A 14,631-nucleotide genomic window follows, 5' to 3' on the forward strand; every position below is an offset into this window, starting at 1 on the left:
ATCAGCGGCCCTTCTTATCCAGTTCGTTCTGCGCGGCCGCTTCGCGCGCCTGCGCTTCGCGGGCGATTTCCTCGGCCAGTTCTTCTTCCGCGCTCTTGGCGCCTTCGCGTTCGCGCGGATCGCGGCAGCGTCCCATCAGGAAGCCCACGCACTTGATCAGGTGCGACACGCCGGCCAGCACCAGCAGCGCGAAGCCCACCGGAATCAGCAGCTTGACCGGCCAGCGGATCAGTCCGCCGGAATTGGAGGAATGCTCGTTGCTGAGGTACGAATCCATGAACACCGGCCAGGACAGGTACATGATCAGCAGGCAGGCGGGCAGCAGGAAGAACAGCACGCCGAAGATCTCGATCCCGATCTGCGCGCGGCGCGACAGCCGCGACGCAATGATGTCCACCCTGACGTGGTCGTTCTTCAGCAGCGTGTAGCCTGCGGTCAGCAGGAACATGGCGCCGAACATGTACCACTGCAGCTCCAGCCAGGCGTTCGAGCTGTCATGGAATATCTTGCGCATGATGGCGTTGCCGGCGCTCACCAGCACAACCAGCAGCGTGACCCAGGACACAGCCCGGCCCATGCGCAGATTGATCGCGTCTATGCCACGCGACAAGGCGAGTAGTGCTTGCATCTGTTTTCCCCAGAATCGTTTCTAATCACGCACCTGCCCCACATTCAGCCCGTGGTGCCCCGGGCTTGAACCTGTCAGTCGTCTTCGCGGTGGTGGCGCAGCCAGGGCGTCACGCGCCTTTCCAGCCACCCCAGCAAGGCGAACAGCAGCATGCCCATCAGGGCCAGCACGAAGATCGCGGCGAACACCCGCACCGTGTCGAAGGTGCCCTGGGCGCTCATGATCACGTAGCCCAAACCGCGCTGCGAGGAGACGAACTCGCCGACGATGGCGCCCACCAGCGCCAGCGAAATCGAGACCTTCATGCCCGCCAGGATCGAAGGCAGCGCGCTCGGCAGCCGCACCTTGAAGAAGAAATCGCGGCGCGAACCTTTCAGCACGCGGCCCAGGTCCAGCACGTCCTGCGGCACCGAGCGCAGGCCGTGGACGGTGTCCACGATCATCGCGAACACGGCGATCAGGAAGGCAATGGCGATCTTGGGTTCGGCGCCCGTGCCCATCCAGATCACGAACAAGGGCGCGATGGCGACCTTGGGCACGCTGTTCAGGGCCACGATCAAGGGATAGATGAAGCGTTCGAACCAACGCGATCCCACCAGCATGACGGCGATCGCGACGCCGCCCACCACCGCCAGCGCAAAGCCGGCCAGCGTGGTCATCAGCGTATAGGCGGCATGGCCGGCGTACCAGCTCCATTCCGCGGCCAGCTCCAGCGCCACCTGGCCAGGCAGCGGCAGCATGATGGCGCGCACATGGAAAATCCGCGCCGCGGCTTCCCACAGCAGCAGGAAGACCAACACCGACACCAGCCCGGCCATGCGCCGGCCCGCGCCTTTCAAGAGCGCGCTCATTGGACGGACTCCACGCCGGACGCGGCGCGCGCGCCCTCGTCTATCAGGCCCATGCTCTGGAACATGCCGCGGATGTGCCGCACGTATTCGCCGAATTGCGGCGTCTCGCGCAGCGCCAGCGGCCGGGGCCGCGGCAGGTCGATTTCTATGGTTTCGAGGATGCGGCCCGGGCGCGGCGAGAACACCATCACCACGTCGCCCAGGAACACGGCCTCGGCGATGCCGTGCGTCACGAACAGCACCGTGTTGCGGGTTTCCATCCAGATCCGCTGCAGCTCGACGTTCATCTGGTCGCGCGTCAGCGCATCCAGCGCGCCGAAGGGTTCGTCCATGAGCAGCAGCTTCGGATCGTCCACCAGCGCCCGGCAGATGGCGGCGCGCTGGCGCATGCCGCCGGACAACTCGCGCGGGTAGCTCTCGGCGAACTTCTCCAGCCCGGTCAGGGCCAGCAGCGCGCGCACCTTGTCGGCATAGGCGGCCACCGGCTTGTGTGCGAATTCCACCGGCAGCAGGATGTTGCGGCGCACGCTGCGCCATTCCAGCAGCGCGTCGCGCTGGAACACCATGCCCATGCCGTCCGGCGGCCCCTGCACCGGCACGCCCTCCACCCGCAGCTCGCCGCTGGAGACGGTCTCCAGCCCGGCCACGCAACGCAGGAACGTGCTCTTGCCGCAGCCGCTGGGTCCCAGGATGCTGACGAAGCGGCCGCGCGGCACGTCTACCGACACCGACGCCAGCGCTTCGACGCCTGCCGCGCCCGGGTAGCGCTTGCGCACGTCCTTGGCGGACACGGCCCATTGCGTCATGGCTGCACCAGGCTGTCGTAGCGTTCCGGATGCACCAGGTCGGGCGCATAGAACGTGGCGGGCTGCGCGCTGGCGCTGATCAACCCGACCGTCGACAAGGTCGTTACGGCCTGCGTCCAGTCCTGCGGCACGATGGCGCCCAGCCGCGCGCCCGCCGCCGGCTGGCCGAAGTACGGCTGCAAGGCGTCGATCTGCCCGCGCAGCACCTTCTTGTCCAGCCGCGCCTGCGGCCGCTGCGCCAGGATGGCGGCGACCGCCTCGTCCTGGTGTCCCGCGTAGATGTACTCCCAGGCCCGCGCGCTGACGCTGGCAAAGCGCGCGATGGCATCGCGCCGCTGTGCCAGCTTGGACTCATTGGCGAACAGGCCGAAGCTGGGCATGTTCAGGCCGTAATCGGCGAAGCGCACCGCGCTGGACGGGCGGTTCTGCGACACCACGGGCAGGAAGAACGGAATGGTGGAGAATGCAGCGTCGGCCCGCCCCACGGCATAGGTCGACGCCTTGCTGGCGGCATCCACGTTGATGAGTTCCAGGTCGCTCTTCTTGAGCTTGCCCGCGGCCAGGAAGGCGTCGATGAACGGCGCTTCCAGCGAGCCCGCCGTATAGGCCACCTTCTTGCCCTTGAGCTGCGCCGGGCCGGTGATGCCGGCGTCGGCCGGGACCAGCAGCCCGATATCGCTCTGCCGGGCGAACACGGCCACGGCCTTGACCGGCATGCCTTTCTCGCGGGCGATCATGGCCGAAGCCAGGGCGGCATGCCCCAGGTCGAAGCTGTCGCCGGCGCCGACGATCTGCACCGTCGTGACGGATCCGTTGCCGTCTTCCAGCGTCACGTCCAGGCCGGCCTGCTTGTACCAGCCCTTCTGCTGCGCCAGGTGGAACGCGCCGTGCACGCCCCAGGGCGTCCAGTCCAGCCGCACCTTCAAAGGCTCCAAAGCCTGGGACCAGGCGGGCGCGCTGAGCGCGACAGCGGCCAGGCCCAACAATGCGTTGCGCCAGTTTCTTGCGAATACCGCGAGCATGATTTTCCCCGTTATGTGTCGACACTGTGCGGCCGCGCCCGCGGCCGCCGGTACCACGCGTGTTCAGCCGCCGCGGCCGAACCACCGCTTGATGCGCGCCCACAGCACGCTGAAGAACATGGCCGTGGGATTGAAACTGGCCTGGACCGGCGCTTCGCCCGCGGCGGCGGGCCGGCGCAGCCGGGCGGTAACGTTGTTGCCGAAATCCGCGATCATGCGGCGCACGAAGTCCTGCACCAGGCCGGAACGCGAGAACTGCGCCAACGGTCCCTGCAGCGAATACAGCAGGTTCACGTGGACCTGCGTTTCCGTAGGCGACAGCGCCTCCACGCGATACGTGATGTCGCCGTTGGCGCGCGACTGGCTGAGCGAGTCCTGCCCTGCCCCGCGGAACACCGCCTGCATGGCCGCGTCGTCGCGTTCCAGGCGGGCCGCGCCATTGAAGGCGGCGGACATGGGGCCGAACTTGATCGCGATCTTGCCCTTGACCCGGTCGCCCTCGTGTTCCTCGATCGAGGCGCCCGGCAGGCAGCTGGCCAGGGCCGGCAGATCCACCATGAAGGCCCAGACCTCCGCAGCCGGGAAAGGCACCTTGAAGCCGCCGTCGATCTGGCTGCCACGGCCTTCCTTCTTGCCTTCCTTTCTACCGGCCGGAGCGGCTGCCGGAGCCGGCGCCGCAGCGGCGCTTGCAGCCGGATGGCTGGCCACGGCCGGCGTGAACCCCGCGAACGCCACCGGCTTTTCCGCCGCAGGCGCGGCGCCGCGGCCCTGCGCCTGGGCGGCGCGCAGCGCCTCTACCGCGGGGTCGGGCTGTTCCCGCAGCTCGGCCAGCACCGACATGACGGCGGCGACGATGCCCATGTAGCCGGTGCAGCGGCACAGATTGCCGGACAGCTCGACACGCACCCGGCCTTCATCCGCATCCGGCAAGCGCAGCACGATATCGCGCGAGGTCGCCAGCATGCCCGGGGTGCAGTAACCGCATTGCAAGGCGTGGTGCCTGGTAAAGGCGGCGCGCAGCCGCTGCATCACCGGATCGGCGTCATAGCCTTCGATGGTGGTCACCTGCCGGCCCTCGCAGGCCACTGCGAAGGAGATACAGGAGCGCACCGGCGCGCCGTCCACCAGCACCGTGCAGGCGCCGCAGACGCCGTGCTCGCAGCCAAGATGGGTGCCGGTCAGGCGCGCCTGATCCCGCAGGAAATCCCCCAGATGCATGCGCGCTGGCGCCTCGTGCGACACGCGCTTGCCGTTTACTTCCAATGTCACCTGAACCATGCTCATTCCTGTCAACCCAAGGCCTGCGCCAGGCAGCGCGTCACCGCGGTCCCGTGCAGCTTGCGATGGTGTTCATCCTTGTCCTGCATGACGCCGGCCAGCTCGCTGGCCAGCAGCGCGTCATCCAGGCCCGCCAGTCCGTGCTGCGCGATGCGCGCGGCCAGTTGGGGCAGCAATCTGGGCGCACCGTCCAGGGCCCCCACCGCGATGCGCGCCGTCTTCGAGGACGGATCGAACCACGCGGCGCAACTGGCCTCGGCGAATTCGCCGGTCTTGCGGCAGAACTTGTAGTAGCCCCAGCGCGCCTGCGGCCCGGCTTCCGGGATGTGCACCGCGGCGATCAGCTCGTCTTCGCGCAGCCCGGTGGTGTAGGCGCCCTGCATGTAGTCTTCCGCCGGCAGCATGCGCACGCCGTCCGGCCCGGCGATCTCCAGCGTCGCGCCCAGGCCGACCACGGTCAGCACCCAGTCGGCCGCCGGATCGGCATGCGCCAGGCTGCCGCCCAGCGTGCCGCGGTTGCGGACGGCGCGATACGCGATGCCCGGCGCCACCTGCTGCATGGGCGTCCCGCGCAACAGTTCGTGCACGCCGTCCTCGATCTCGGCATGGGTCACGGCCGCGCCGACGCGCAGCCTGCCATCCTGCCGCGAGACCGTGCGCAGTTCGGACAAGCCGGAGATATCGATGACGACGGGCGGACGCGCCAGGCGCAGGTTCAACATGGGACCCAGCGATTGGCCGCCGGCCATGAGCTTGGCGCGGCCCTCGTGCCCGCGCAGCGCCCGCAAGGCGTCCTGCAGCGTGTCCGGGCGGGAATATTCGAATGCGGCGGCCTTCATGCCGTCACCTCCGCGGCGACGGTTGCGGTTTTGCGGCTGCCCTGAGCGATGGCGGCCAGCACCCGCGTCGGAGACAAGGGCGTGCGCAGCAGTTCGGCCGCGCCCAACGGCCGCAGCGCGTCGTTGACCGCATTGAACAGCACCGCCGGCGGCGCGATGGCGCCGCCCTCGCCCATGCCCTTGGCGCCGAATTCGGTATGCGGCGACGGCGTCTCGAAGTGGTGCAGGCGCATGTTCGGAACCTCGGTGGCCCCAGGCAGCATGTAGTCCGCCAGGGTCGAAGCCAGCGGCTGGCCGTTGTCGTCGTAAGGCGTTTCCTCGTAGAACGCGGTGCCTATGCCCTGGGCCACGCCGCCTATGGTCTGGCCTTCGACCACCATGGGGTTGATCATGGTCCCGCAGTCCTCCACCACCACATAATCCAGAATTTCCACGCCGCCCGTGCCCGGGTCCACCGCCACCACCGCCGCATGGGTGGCATAGGTGAAACAGCCAGTGTCGACCTTGGGCTTGTAGCCCACGGTGACTTCCAGGCCAGCGGGGTCCACGTCGGGCGGCAGCAATTGCGGCCGCAGGTACCATGCGTCGGCCACGTCCTTGACCGACACCGATTTGCCGCCGGCTTCCAGCCGGTCGCCGTTCCAGGCCACGCTGGCGGGGTCGGCCTGCAGCAGATGCGCGCCGATATGCGTGAGCCGCGGCAGCAGGCGCTTGCAGGCCTGCGACACGGCGCCGCCGGACATCACCAGCGAACGCGAGGCGTAGGTCCCGGTGGAAAACGGCGTCTGCCCCGTATCGCCGTGCAGCAGCTTGATGCTGGCGACGTCCACGCCCAGGATCTCATTGGCGATCTGGGCGAAGGTGGTTTCCATGCCCTGCCCGTGCGAATGCACGCCGACCCGCAGTTCCAGCCCGCCGTCCGGCGTGACCCGCGCGGTCGCCTGGTCGAAGCCCGGTATCACGGGCGTGCCCCAGGCGGCGAACACCGAAGTGCCATGCGCGGCCTGCTCGGTGTACGTCGCCAGGCCCACGCCGATGAGGCGGCCGTCCGCCTCACCCTGGCGCTGACGCTCGCGGACGGCGTCCACCCCTATCATGTCCATGGCCTGCTGCAGGCTGGCCGGATAATCGCCGCTGTCCAGGTGCTTGCCGGTGACGTTGACATAGGGCATCTGCTCGCCCTGCACCAGGTTCTCCTGGCGGATTTCCCAAGGCTCGCGCCCGACCTCGCGGGCGATCGCGTCCATCGTCAGTTCCATGGCGAAACACACGCCGGTGCGCGCCACGCCGCGATACGGCACGAAGCCCGGCTTGTTGGTGGCCACTGCCCGCGTCACGCAGCGATAGCCCTTGAATGCATAAGGTCCCGGCAGGTTGCCGATGGCCTGGCCCGGTTCCAGGCCGATGGTGAACGGCCAGACCGAATAGGCCCCGCCGTCGATGGTGATCTTGGCGTCCAGCGCCAGCAGCTTGCCGCGGCGGTCGGCGTAGGCCACCATTTCATAATGGTGCTCGCGCGAATTGGCGCCCGCGGTCAGGTGTTCGCGGCGGTCTTCGATGAAGCGGAACGGCTTCTTGAAGGTCTTGGCCAGCCAGGCCACGCACAGCTCTTCCTGCTGCAGCACGCACTTGTAGCCGAAGGCGCCGCCCACGTCCGGCGACACCACCCGCACCCGGCCCTGCTCCAGGTCCAGGCACTGGGCCAGCACGCTGCGGATCATATGCGGCACCTGGGTCGCGCTGACCACCACCAGCTGGTCGGCCTGATGGTCCCAGTAGGCCAGCACGGCCTTTCCTTCCATCGGCACCATGCATTGCCGCGACAGGTCGATCTTGCGGCGCACGACCACGTCGGCCTGTGCCGCCAGCTCGTCGAACTGCTTGTCGACGTTGAGCGTGACGAAGACATTGTCGCGCCACTGCTCGTGCACGAAATCGCCCTGGGCGGCCTGGGCGCTGACGACGTCCGCATACACCGGCAGATCGTCGTAGTCGACCTCGATCATCTCGGCGTAGTCCTCGGCTTCGGCGCGGGTCGGCGCGAACACCATGGCTACGGGCTCGCCCACGAATCGCACCTTGCCCGAGGCCAGCGGCGGCTGGGCCGAGACCTGGTAGCTGGGCAAGGTGGAATCCGCCACGATGTCGCGCGCGTCGGCCATGGCCTGACGCACAAACGCCTTGTCCGCGATCTGCTCGGCCACGCGCACCGAGGCGATGCGCGCATGCGCCAGCGGACTGCGCAGGAAAGCCACCTCGCAGAGACCGGGCATGGCCATGTCGGCCACGAAATTGCCCTTGCCGTGCAGATGGCGCGCGTCCTCCTTGCGCGGCACCCGCGCGCCTACTCCCTGCGGCTTGCCTGGCCGGCCGTGCGTATCGGCGTTTGCTGTCGTCATGACTACCCTTTATCTCCTGCTTGTTATTTGGCCTGGGCCTTCGCCACGGCGGCGAAGGTGTAGTTGTCCAGCGGGCTTTCAGCCACGCGGAACCAGGCCGCCTGCTCGGCCTGGAATTTCTTCCAATCGGGGAAGATGGCGGCAAAGTCCGGGTTCTTGGCCGAGAGCTCGACCCACAGTTCCTGCGAGGCGTTGTACGCCGCGTCCATCACTTCCTTGGGGAAGAAGCTGACCTTGGCGCCGCCGGCGATCAGCTTGCGCAGCGCCAGCGGATTGCGCGCATCGTAGTTGGCCAGCATCCGCATGGTCTGCTCGCCGGCCGCCGCCTCGAACGCGGCCTGGTAGGCCGGCGGCAGGGCTTCCCATGCCTTGTCGTGCACCATGCTGGTGATCGAGGCGCTGCCTTCGAACCAGCCCGGCGAATAGTAGTACGGCGCCACCTTGTTGAAGCCCAGCTTCTCGTCGTCGTAGGGGCCGATCCATTCGGCCGCGTCGATGGTGCCCTTTTCCAGCGCGGGATAGATGTCGCCCGGCGGGATCTGCTGCGGCACCGCGCCCAGCTTGGACAGCACCATGCCGCCGATGCCGCCGATGCGCATGTTCAGGCCCTTCAGGTCGGCGACGGACTTGATTTCCTTGCGGTACCAGCCGCCCATCTGCACGCCGACGTTGCCACAGACGTGGTTGACGATGTTGTACTTCTTGTAGAGCGCGCGCAGCATCTTCAAGCCGCCGCCGTAGGCGATCCAGGCGTTGTGCTGGCGCGCGCTCAGGCCGAAGGACAGGCCGGTGTCGAACGTCAGGGCGGTGTTCTTGCCGATGTAGGCCGTGCTCAGCACGTGGTTGCATTCCACCGTGCCATTGCTGACCGCGTCCATGTTCTGCGCCGCGGGCACCAGTTCGCCGCCGGGAAAGGCGCGGATCTCGAACTTGCCGTCGGTCAGCTGCGCCACGCGCTTGCAGAGTTCTTCGGCCGAGCCGTAGATGGTGTCCAGGCTCTTGGGCCAGCTGGTGGACATGCGCCAGCGCACCGACGGCGCGGATTGCGCCACGGCAGGCATGCCCACAGTGGCGAGGCCCGCGCCGGCTGCGCCGGCGGCTTGTGCGAGGAAACGGCGTCGTTGCATTCATTGCTCCCGATCTGGTTCGATTGAGTCCCCTTGGACCCGCCTCAACTCATGCCAACGCCACTCGCGTACACCCGAAAAAAACGTTAGCACACTGAATTGTTGATCAGCATACTGACAGTAATTTTGAGTGTCAACAAGGTAAATCCCCACTGCCGACGCCCGCGAAACGCCTGGGTTTGCACTCATTTCAGCGAATTTTTTTCACGGCTCCGAGGGCTATTTGCGGGTACTCCTTACATATAGCGGACGGCCGCGATTGCGGGCTGCGAACGCCGTGCATAATAGGCCCCCGCCGCCGCCCTTCGACCCGCCGCCTGTCGGGGAAATCCCTAGCTCCTGACTTGTTTTTTTAGGCAGTACACTGACGACAATTACTCAGCATACTGACGAGCGAGTTGATATGAACTGGATCCGCATTGCCTCTACCGACCAACTGACCGAAGACGACGAGGTGATCCCCGTCGCCGCCGGCGAAAAACAGCTTGCGCTGTATCGCATCGAAGGCGAGTTCCACGCCTCCGACAATGTCTGTACCCACGCCTACGCGCTGCTGTCCGACGGCTATCTGGAAGACGGCTGCATCGAATGTCCGCTGCACCAGGCCAAATTCGACATCCGCACCGGCCAGGCCATGTGCGCGCCCGCCACCACCGGCATCCGCATCTATCCGGTCAAGGTCGAAGGCCAGGACATCTATGCCAACCTGCAAGGCTGACCATGGCTGACGCAGATCCGATCCTCATCATCGGCGCCGGCCAGACCGGCGCGGTGGCGGCGGCCACGCTGCGCGGCCTGGGCCACGCTGGCCCCATCACGCTGATCGGCCAGGAAGCGCACGCGCCCTACGAGCGTCCGCCCCTGTCCAAGGACGTGCTGCAGAACCCCGGCGCGCACGGCCAGACCGCAGTCCACCCCCAAGACTTCTATGAACAGCAAGGCGTCACGCTGCTGACCGGCATCGAGGCCTTGCGGATCGACGCTGCCAAGCGCCTGGTCGAACTGGCCGACGGCCGCAGCCTCCCCTATAGCCGCTGCCTGCTCGCCACCGGCGGGCGCGCGCGCGAACTGCCCAGCCTGCCGCGCGGCACGCCGGGCGTGCATTACATCAGGACGCTGGACGATGCCGCGGCGCTGCGCGCCGGCCTTACGCCGCAGGCGCGCGTGGCCGTCATCGGCGGCGGCTTCCTGGGCCTGGAGGTGGCGTCCACCGCACGCGCCCTGGGCGCCGCAGTCACCGTGCTGGAAAGCGCGCCCCGCCTGCTGGAACGCGTGCTGCCCGCGGCCCTGTCGGATTGGCTGGCCGAACGCGTCCGCCACGCCGGCGTGGACCTGCGCCTGGATGCGCGCATCGTCCGCACCGACTGGCAGCCCCATGCGGATACCGCTGTGCGGCATCAGGCGCGCTTCAACATTGAATTGCAGGGCGCCTCCGCCATCGAGGCCGACGTCGTGGTCGTGGCCATCGGCCTGGTGCCCGACGTGTCGCTGGCCGCGCAGGCCGGCCTGGCGCTGGACCCCGCCAATGGCGGCATCGCGGTGGACGCCGCCTGCCGCAGCAGCGACCCTTATCTATATGCGGCCGGCGATTGCGCCAGCCAGCACCGGCGCCACCTGAACATGGCGCTGCGGCTGGAATCCTGGCAGAACGCCAACGAACAGGCGCGCGCGGCCGCGGCCGGCATGCTGGACCAGCCCGCGCCGGCCGAGCCCTATCCGTGGTTCTGGACCGACCAATACGGCTGCAACGTGCAGATGCTGGGCCTGCCCCAGCCGGACCTTGTCTATGCCTGCCGCGGCGTGCCCCAAGCGCAGGCCGAGGCGCCCAAGTTCATCTGGCTTGGCCACCGCGACGGCGTGCCGGTGCATGCCATCGCCATCAACGCCGGCGGCGACCTGCGCCAGCTACGCGTGCTGTTCGAACAAGGCATCGCCATCGATCCCGAGCGCTACGCCGACGAAACCGTGGCGCTCAAGCCGCTGGTGAAAGCCTGCCAGCAGAACGCCGCCGCGTCCTGAACCCCACCAATACCGCCCCCGCATCGACAGGAGCTTTTCATGTATCAATCGCAAACCGTCATCGGCCTTACGATGGCGTCCAAGGACACTGCCCTGGCCGACTGTGTCTGGCCGGAAGACGCGCTGCACTACATCCCGGACTGGGTCTACACCAGCCGCGCCGTCTACGACCAGGAAGTGGAGAAGATCTTTCACGGCAAGACCTGGAACTACGTGGCCCTGGAAGCCGAGCTGCCGAACGCGGGCGACTACAAGCGGTCCTACGTCGGGCCGACCCCGGTGGTGGTGTCGCGCGCCGAAGATGGCTCGGTCAATGTGTTCGAGAACCGCTGCGCCCACCGCGGCGCGGAGTTCTGCCGCCACAGCCAGGGCAACGCCAAGGAATTCGTCTGCCCCTACCACCAGTGGTCCTACGACCTCAAGGGCAATCTACAGGGCATCCCCTTCAAGCGCGGCGTGAACCGCGAAGGCGGCATGCCCAAGGACTTCAAGAACGAAGACCACGGCCTGCGCAAGCTGCGCGTCACCACGCGCAACGGCGTCATCTTCGCGTCCTACAGCGATGAGGTCGAACCCATCGAGGAATACCTGACGCCGGAGATCCTGGCCGATTTCGATACCGTCTTCCCGGGCAAGAAGCTCAAGATCCACGGCTACTACCGCAACGAGCTGCCGTGCAACTGGAAGATGTACCACGAGAACCTGAAGGATCCGTACCACGCGACGCTGCTGCATTCGTTCCTGGTGGTGTTCGGGCTGCTGGTGGCGGGCAACAAGTCCGCCATGCTGGTCGACCCGGTGCATGGCCGCCACGGCACCATGGCCTCGGCCAAGAGCGAGGACAAATACGCCAACGTCAGCGAAGAAAACAAGAAGGAAATGCGCTCCTTCCACGATGGCCTGCACCTGCAGGACGACCGCTTCCTGGAGTTCGTCAAGGAATTCGATTCGCCCTGGTCGGTCACCATGCAGACCGTCTGGCCCAACCTGATCGTGCAACGTGAAATGAATACGCTGGGCGTGCGCCAGATCGTGCCCAACGGACCCGACAGCATGATCATGCAATGGACCATGTTCGGCTACGAGGACGACACGCCCGAGATGGAGCGCCACCGTCTGCGCCAGGGCAACCTGATGGGGCCGGCGGGCTTCCTCGGCCTGGAGGACAACGAAGCCATGAAGTTCGTGCAGGAAGGCGTGCGCCGCGCCAGCACCGACGTCAACGTGCTGAAGCTGGAGTCCGGCAAGCAAGGCACCTCCAACACGCTGATCTCGGAAGCCGCGATCCGCTCCATGTACAGCTATTACCGCAGCGTGATGGGCTTCTGAGGCAGGAACCAGGAAACATGAGAACCCGATTCGAATACTCCCCCCGCAAGATCGATCCCGCGCGCGCCATCGCGCTGCGACTGGAGATCGAGGAATTCCACGCCGACTACTGCGCCGCCCTGGATGCGGGCCAGGTCGAGGCCTGGCCGGACTTCTTCACCGAGGACGGCCTGTACCGCGTCACCGCGCGCGAGAACGCCGAACTGGGTCTGCCCGTCGGCCTGGTGTACTCCGAAGGCCGCGCCATGATGCATGACCGCGCCGTGGCCATTTCACGCACCCAGATGTTCGCCCCGCGCTACATGCTGCATCTGGTCAGCAACACCCGCGTCATCAGCGAATCCGCCAACGGCGAGATCGAGTCCCAGGCCGCGTTCATGCTGATGCAGACGCTGGTGGAAGGCCCCACCACGCTGCACCTGGCCGGCACCTACTACGACCGCTACACGCGGCAGGACGGCGTGCTCAAGCTGAAGGAACGGCAGGTGGTGTATGACACCACCATCCTGGCCAACGACCTGGTCTATCCCGTCTAGAACGCGGGAGACCAACACAAAAGGGTTGCGCCGGCGAGGCGCAACCCTTTTTTTTCCCGCACGCCGCGCCGGTTCAGGCCTGCGTGGCGCGCACGGCTTCGTCCCGCGTCAGCACGGTGGCGTACTTCTGCTGCATGTCGAAAAGGTTGGCGTCATGCGGGCCGATGGCGCGGTCGCCCACGCAATCCGACACCACCAGCGGCCGGAAGCCGTACTGCATGGCATCCACCACGCTGGCCCGCACGCAGCCGCTGGTGACCGCGCCCGCCACCAGCAGCGTCTGCACCCCGCGCTGCGACAGCCAGGCCGCCAGGCTGGTGCCGAAGAACGCCGAGGGCACCGTCTTGCGCACCACCAGCTCGCCTGCCGCGGGCGCAAGCAGCGGCACGATGGCGCTGTTGTGGTCCGCTTCCTTCAGCGTCAGCATGCCCGGCACCTTCAAGGTGAAGATGTTGTGGTCCGCGTCGTCATCGGCGAACACGATGCGGCTGTGCGCCACCGGCCAGCCCTGCTTGCGCGCATGCGCCAACAGGCCCACGGTCTGTTCGATGGCCTGGGGGATATTGCCGCCGCCAAACACCGCCGGATCGGCAAAGCCGTTGACCAGGTCCACGATCAGCAGGCCGTAGGGCGCCTTGGGCGCCATCGCCGTGCCGAAGCCCTGGCGCGCGTAGGCCGAGATATCGTCATTCATGTAGGGAACTCCTAGTACGGTGATTGCGTGCTAAGCCTGGGGGCCGGCGCCGTCCAGCACCTTGCCCTGGCGCACTACGTCTTCCCCGTCCAGCCGCACCGTGCAGGCGCGCAGGGGGATGTCGATGTGGCAGGTGGTGGTCCGGTTGCCGCCCGCTTCGTTGTTGGGGCCCAGCGAGAACAGGAAGTTGCCCTCATAGGCCCGCGCGTCCATGCCTATGGTGGCTTCGCGGTCGTACAGGCCCAGCGTGGTCCAGTGCGCGCGCGGCTGCAGGCCCCAGCCTATGTGCGAAATCGCGTAGGCTTCCGGGTCCTTGAACGAGGCCACGTACTCGCGCAGCAGTTCCGCATCCACGCCGCCGTCGATGCGCGTGGCGTAGCCGTTCTCTACGGTCAGCTCGATGGCCGAGCGCACGTAGAGCTTCTGCGGCAGCAGGATGTCGCCGACGTCGATCACGATCTTGCCGTTGGCGCCGCCTTCGTTCGGCCAGGTCAGCACGAAGCCGCTGGGCCAATGGTCCCAGCGCCCGGGTTCGTCGACGAAGCCATACTCGCTGATGGCCGGGAACTCGCCCAGCGGGCAGCGCAAGTCCGTGCCCGCCTCCGATACCACGCTCATCTCGCGCGCCGCGCCGATGCGCGCGGCCGCCGCCTTGACCCGCGCGCGGTCGGCCTCGGTCGGCACCAGCCGCGCCAGCACTTCCGGCGGCTCCACCGCCAGCAGGATCTTGGTGCCGGTGGCCAGGATCTCGTGCTGTTCCGGGGAGAACAGCAGCGTCATCAGGTCCAGCACCAGGTCGCTTTCCTTCAGGGCCGCAATGGCGGCCTTGTTGCCGGTCAACGGCGTGGTGCCCAGGTAGGCCAGCGAGTCCCGGCTCAGCGCCCGCTCGCCATTGACGGGCGGCAGGTCCAGACGGTTCACGATGGCGCCCATGGCTTGCGTCGCGATCAGCGCCGTCGCCAGGGTTTGCGGATGGGTAGCCGCGCTGGTCAGCACCGTGACGGTCTGCCCCGCTTGCAGCTTGGACAGGGTCAATACCTGCTGCCAGGCCTTCACCATTTCGTAGTCGCTTATAGGCATGATGCCCTCCTTGCTTGACGGTC

General features: G+C 67.1%; 14 protein-coding genes. 4 read left to right on the forward strand and 10 right to left on the reverse strand.

Going from position 1 to position 14,631, the window contains the following annotated elements; genetic code table 11:
- Position 1: 1 nt before the first annotated feature.
- From NGK62_RS24275 to NGK62_RS24310, 8 genes are all read right to left on the reverse strand, one after another.
- A complete protein-coding gene (locus NGK62_RS24275) occupies positions 2-628 on the reverse strand; it encodes a TRAP transporter small permease subunit (RefSeq protein ID WP_118933888.1) in 627 nt (208 codons plus the stop codon).
- Positions 629-702: 74 nt separating this feature from the next.
- Positions 703-1,479 carry an ABC transporter permease gene (locus tag NGK62_RS24280; protein WP_118933889.1) on the reverse strand — a complete coding sequence of 259 codons (777 nt, stop codon included), beginning with the start codon at positions 1,477-1,479 and terminating at the stop codon, positions 703-705.
- Positions 1,476-2,285, reverse strand: coding sequence for an ABC transporter ATP-binding protein (locus tag NGK62_RS24285; RefSeq protein ID WP_059378461.1), 810 nt, complete (start codon positions 2,283-2,285; stop codon positions 1,476-1,478). Before NGK62_RS24285 ends, NGK62_RS24280 begins: the two co-directional genes overlap by 4 nt.
- The gene (locus NGK62_RS24290) at positions 2,282-3,307 is read right to left on the reverse strand and encodes an ABC transporter substrate-binding protein (protein WP_059378459.1); all 1,026 of its coding nucleotides are present in this window, start codon (positions 3,305-3,307) and stop codon (positions 2,282-2,284) included. The genes NGK62_RS24285 and NGK62_RS24290 overlap by 4 nt, the downstream gene beginning before the upstream one ends.
- Before the next feature lie 63 nt (positions 3,308-3,370).
- Positions 3,371-4,591 carry a xanthine dehydrogenase family Fe-S subunit gene (locus NGK62_RS24295; protein ID WP_251880695.1) on the reverse strand — a complete coding sequence of 407 codons (1,221 nt, stop codon included), beginning with the start codon at positions 4,589-4,591 and terminating at the stop codon, positions 3,371-3,373.
- 5 nt (positions 4,592-4,596) lie between these two features.
- Entirely contained in the window at positions 4,597-5,424 is an 828-nt protein-coding gene (locus NGK62_RS24300; RefSeq protein ID WP_251880696.1) for an FAD binding domain-containing protein, read from the reverse strand.
- Entirely contained in the window at positions 5,421-7,823 is a 2,403-nt protein-coding gene (locus NGK62_RS24305; RefSeq protein WP_118933892.1) for a xanthine dehydrogenase family protein molybdopterin-binding subunit, read from the reverse strand. The genes NGK62_RS24300 and NGK62_RS24305 overlap by 4 nt, the downstream gene beginning before the upstream one ends.
- A 23-nt stretch (positions 7,824-7,846) precedes the next feature.
- Positions 7,847-8,950 (reverse strand): TRAP transporter substrate-binding protein, encoded by a 1,104-nt coding sequence (locus tag NGK62_RS24310; protein ID WP_059378455.1) that lies wholly within the window; start codon positions 8,948-8,950, stop codon positions 7,847-7,849.
- Positions 8,951-9,353: 403 nt separating this feature from the next.
- Here NGK62_RS24310 and NGK62_RS24315 point away from each other — a divergent pair, with 403 nt between their 5' ends.
- From NGK62_RS24315 to NGK62_RS24330, 4 genes are read left to right on the forward strand one after another with little or no spacing between them, the layout of a single operon-like run.
- The gene (locus NGK62_RS24315) at positions 9,354-9,668 is read left to right on the forward strand and encodes a non-heme iron oxygenase ferredoxin subunit (protein WP_054459045.1); all 315 of its coding nucleotides are present in this window, start codon (positions 9,354-9,356) and stop codon (positions 9,666-9,668) included.
- A gap of 2 nt (positions 9,669-9,670) precedes the next feature.
- Complete coding sequence (locus NGK62_RS24320; RefSeq protein ID WP_251880698.1) at positions 9,671-10,969, forward strand: NAD(P)/FAD-dependent oxidoreductase; 1,299 nt, start codon at positions 9,671-9,673, stop codon at positions 10,967-10,969.
- A gap of 39 nt (positions 10,970-11,008) precedes the next feature.
- The gene (locus tag NGK62_RS24325; protein ID WP_059378452.1) at positions 11,009-12,298 is read left to right on the forward strand and encodes an aromatic ring-hydroxylating dioxygenase subunit alpha; all 1,290 of its coding nucleotides are present in this window, start codon (positions 11,009-11,011) and stop codon (positions 12,296-12,298) included.
- A 17-nt stretch (positions 12,299-12,315) separates the two neighbouring features.
- Positions 12,316-12,834 carry an aromatic-ring-hydroxylating dioxygenase subunit beta gene (locus NGK62_RS24330; RefSeq protein ID WP_059378451.1) on the forward strand — a complete coding sequence of 173 codons (519 nt, stop codon included), beginning with the start codon at positions 12,316-12,318 and terminating at the stop codon, positions 12,832-12,834.
- A gap of 73 nt (positions 12,835-12,907) precedes the next feature.
- Here the strand turns inward: NGK62_RS24330 and NGK62_RS24335 are convergent, their stop codons facing one another.
- Positions 12,908-13,528, reverse strand: coding sequence for an N-carbamoylsarcosine amidohydrolase (locus NGK62_RS24335; RefSeq protein ID WP_251880699.1), 621 nt, complete (start codon positions 13,526-13,528; stop codon positions 12,908-12,910).
- Between the two features lie 30 nt (positions 13,529-13,558).
- The gene (locus NGK62_RS24340; RefSeq protein WP_059378448.1) at positions 13,559-14,608 is read right to left on the reverse strand and encodes a 2,5-dihydroxypyridine 5,6-dioxygenase NicX family protein; all 1,050 of its coding nucleotides are present in this window, start codon (positions 14,606-14,608) and stop codon (positions 13,559-13,561) included.
- Positions 14,609-14,631: the final 23 nt, after the last annotated feature.

Source organism: Achromobacter sp. Marseille-Q4954, assembly GCF_943737025.1.
Classification (GTDB): Bacteria; Pseudomonadota; Gammaproteobacteria; order Burkholderiales; family Burkholderiaceae_B; genus Achromobacter; species Achromobacter bronchisepticus_A.

Coding starts and splice junctions, on each gene's coding strand:
- NGK62_RS24305 (WP_118933892.1), bottom strand. CDS start 7,823: ATGACGACAGCAAACGCCGATACGCACGGCCGGCCAGGCAAGCCGCAG.
- NGK62_RS24295 (WP_251880695.1), bottom strand. CDS start 4,591: ATGAGCATGGTTCAGGTGACATTGGAAGTAAACGGCAAGCGCGTGTCG.
- NGK62_RS24335 (WP_251880699.1), bottom strand. CDS start 13,528: ATGAATGACGATATCTCGGCCTACGCGCGCCAGGGCTTCGGCACGGCG.
- NGK62_RS24330 (WP_059378451.1), top strand. CDS start 12,316: ATGAGAACCCGATTCGAATACTCCCCCCGCAAGATCGATCCCGCGCGC.
- NGK62_RS24340 (WP_059378448.1), bottom strand. CDS start 14,608: ATGCCTATAAGCGACTACGAAATGGTGAAGGCCTGGCAGCAGGTATTG.
- NGK62_RS24315 (WP_054459045.1), top strand. CDS start 9,354: ATGAACTGGATCCGCATTGCCTCTACCGACCAACTGACCGAAGACGAC.
- NGK62_RS24325 (WP_059378452.1), top strand. CDS start 11,009: ATGTATCAATCGCAAACCGTCATCGGCCTTACGATGGCGTCCAAGGAC.
- NGK62_RS24290 (WP_059378459.1), bottom strand. CDS start 3,307: ATGCTCGCGGTATTCGCAAGAAACTGGCGCAACGCATTGTTGGGCCTG.
- NGK62_RS24320 (WP_251880698.1), top strand. CDS start 9,671: ATGGCTGACGCAGATCCGATCCTCATCATCGGCGCCGGCCAGACCGGC.
- NGK62_RS24310 (WP_059378455.1), bottom strand. CDS start 8,950: ATGCAACGACGCCGTTTCCTCGCACAAGCCGCCGGCGCAGCCGGCGCG.
- NGK62_RS24285 (WP_059378461.1), bottom strand. CDS start 2,285: ATGACGCAATGGGCCGTGTCCGCCAAGGACGTGCGCAAGCGCTACCCG.
- NGK62_RS24300 (WP_251880696.1), bottom strand. CDS start 5,424: ATGAAGGCCGCCGCATTCGAATATTCCCGCCCGGACACGCTGCAGGAC.
- NGK62_RS24275 (WP_118933888.1), bottom strand. CDS start 628: ATGCAAGCACTACTCGCCTTGTCGCGTGGCATAGACGCGATCAATCTG.
- NGK62_RS24280 (WP_118933889.1), bottom strand. CDS start 1,479: ATGAGCGCGCTCTTGAAAGGCGCGGGCCGGCGCATGGCCGGGCTGGTG.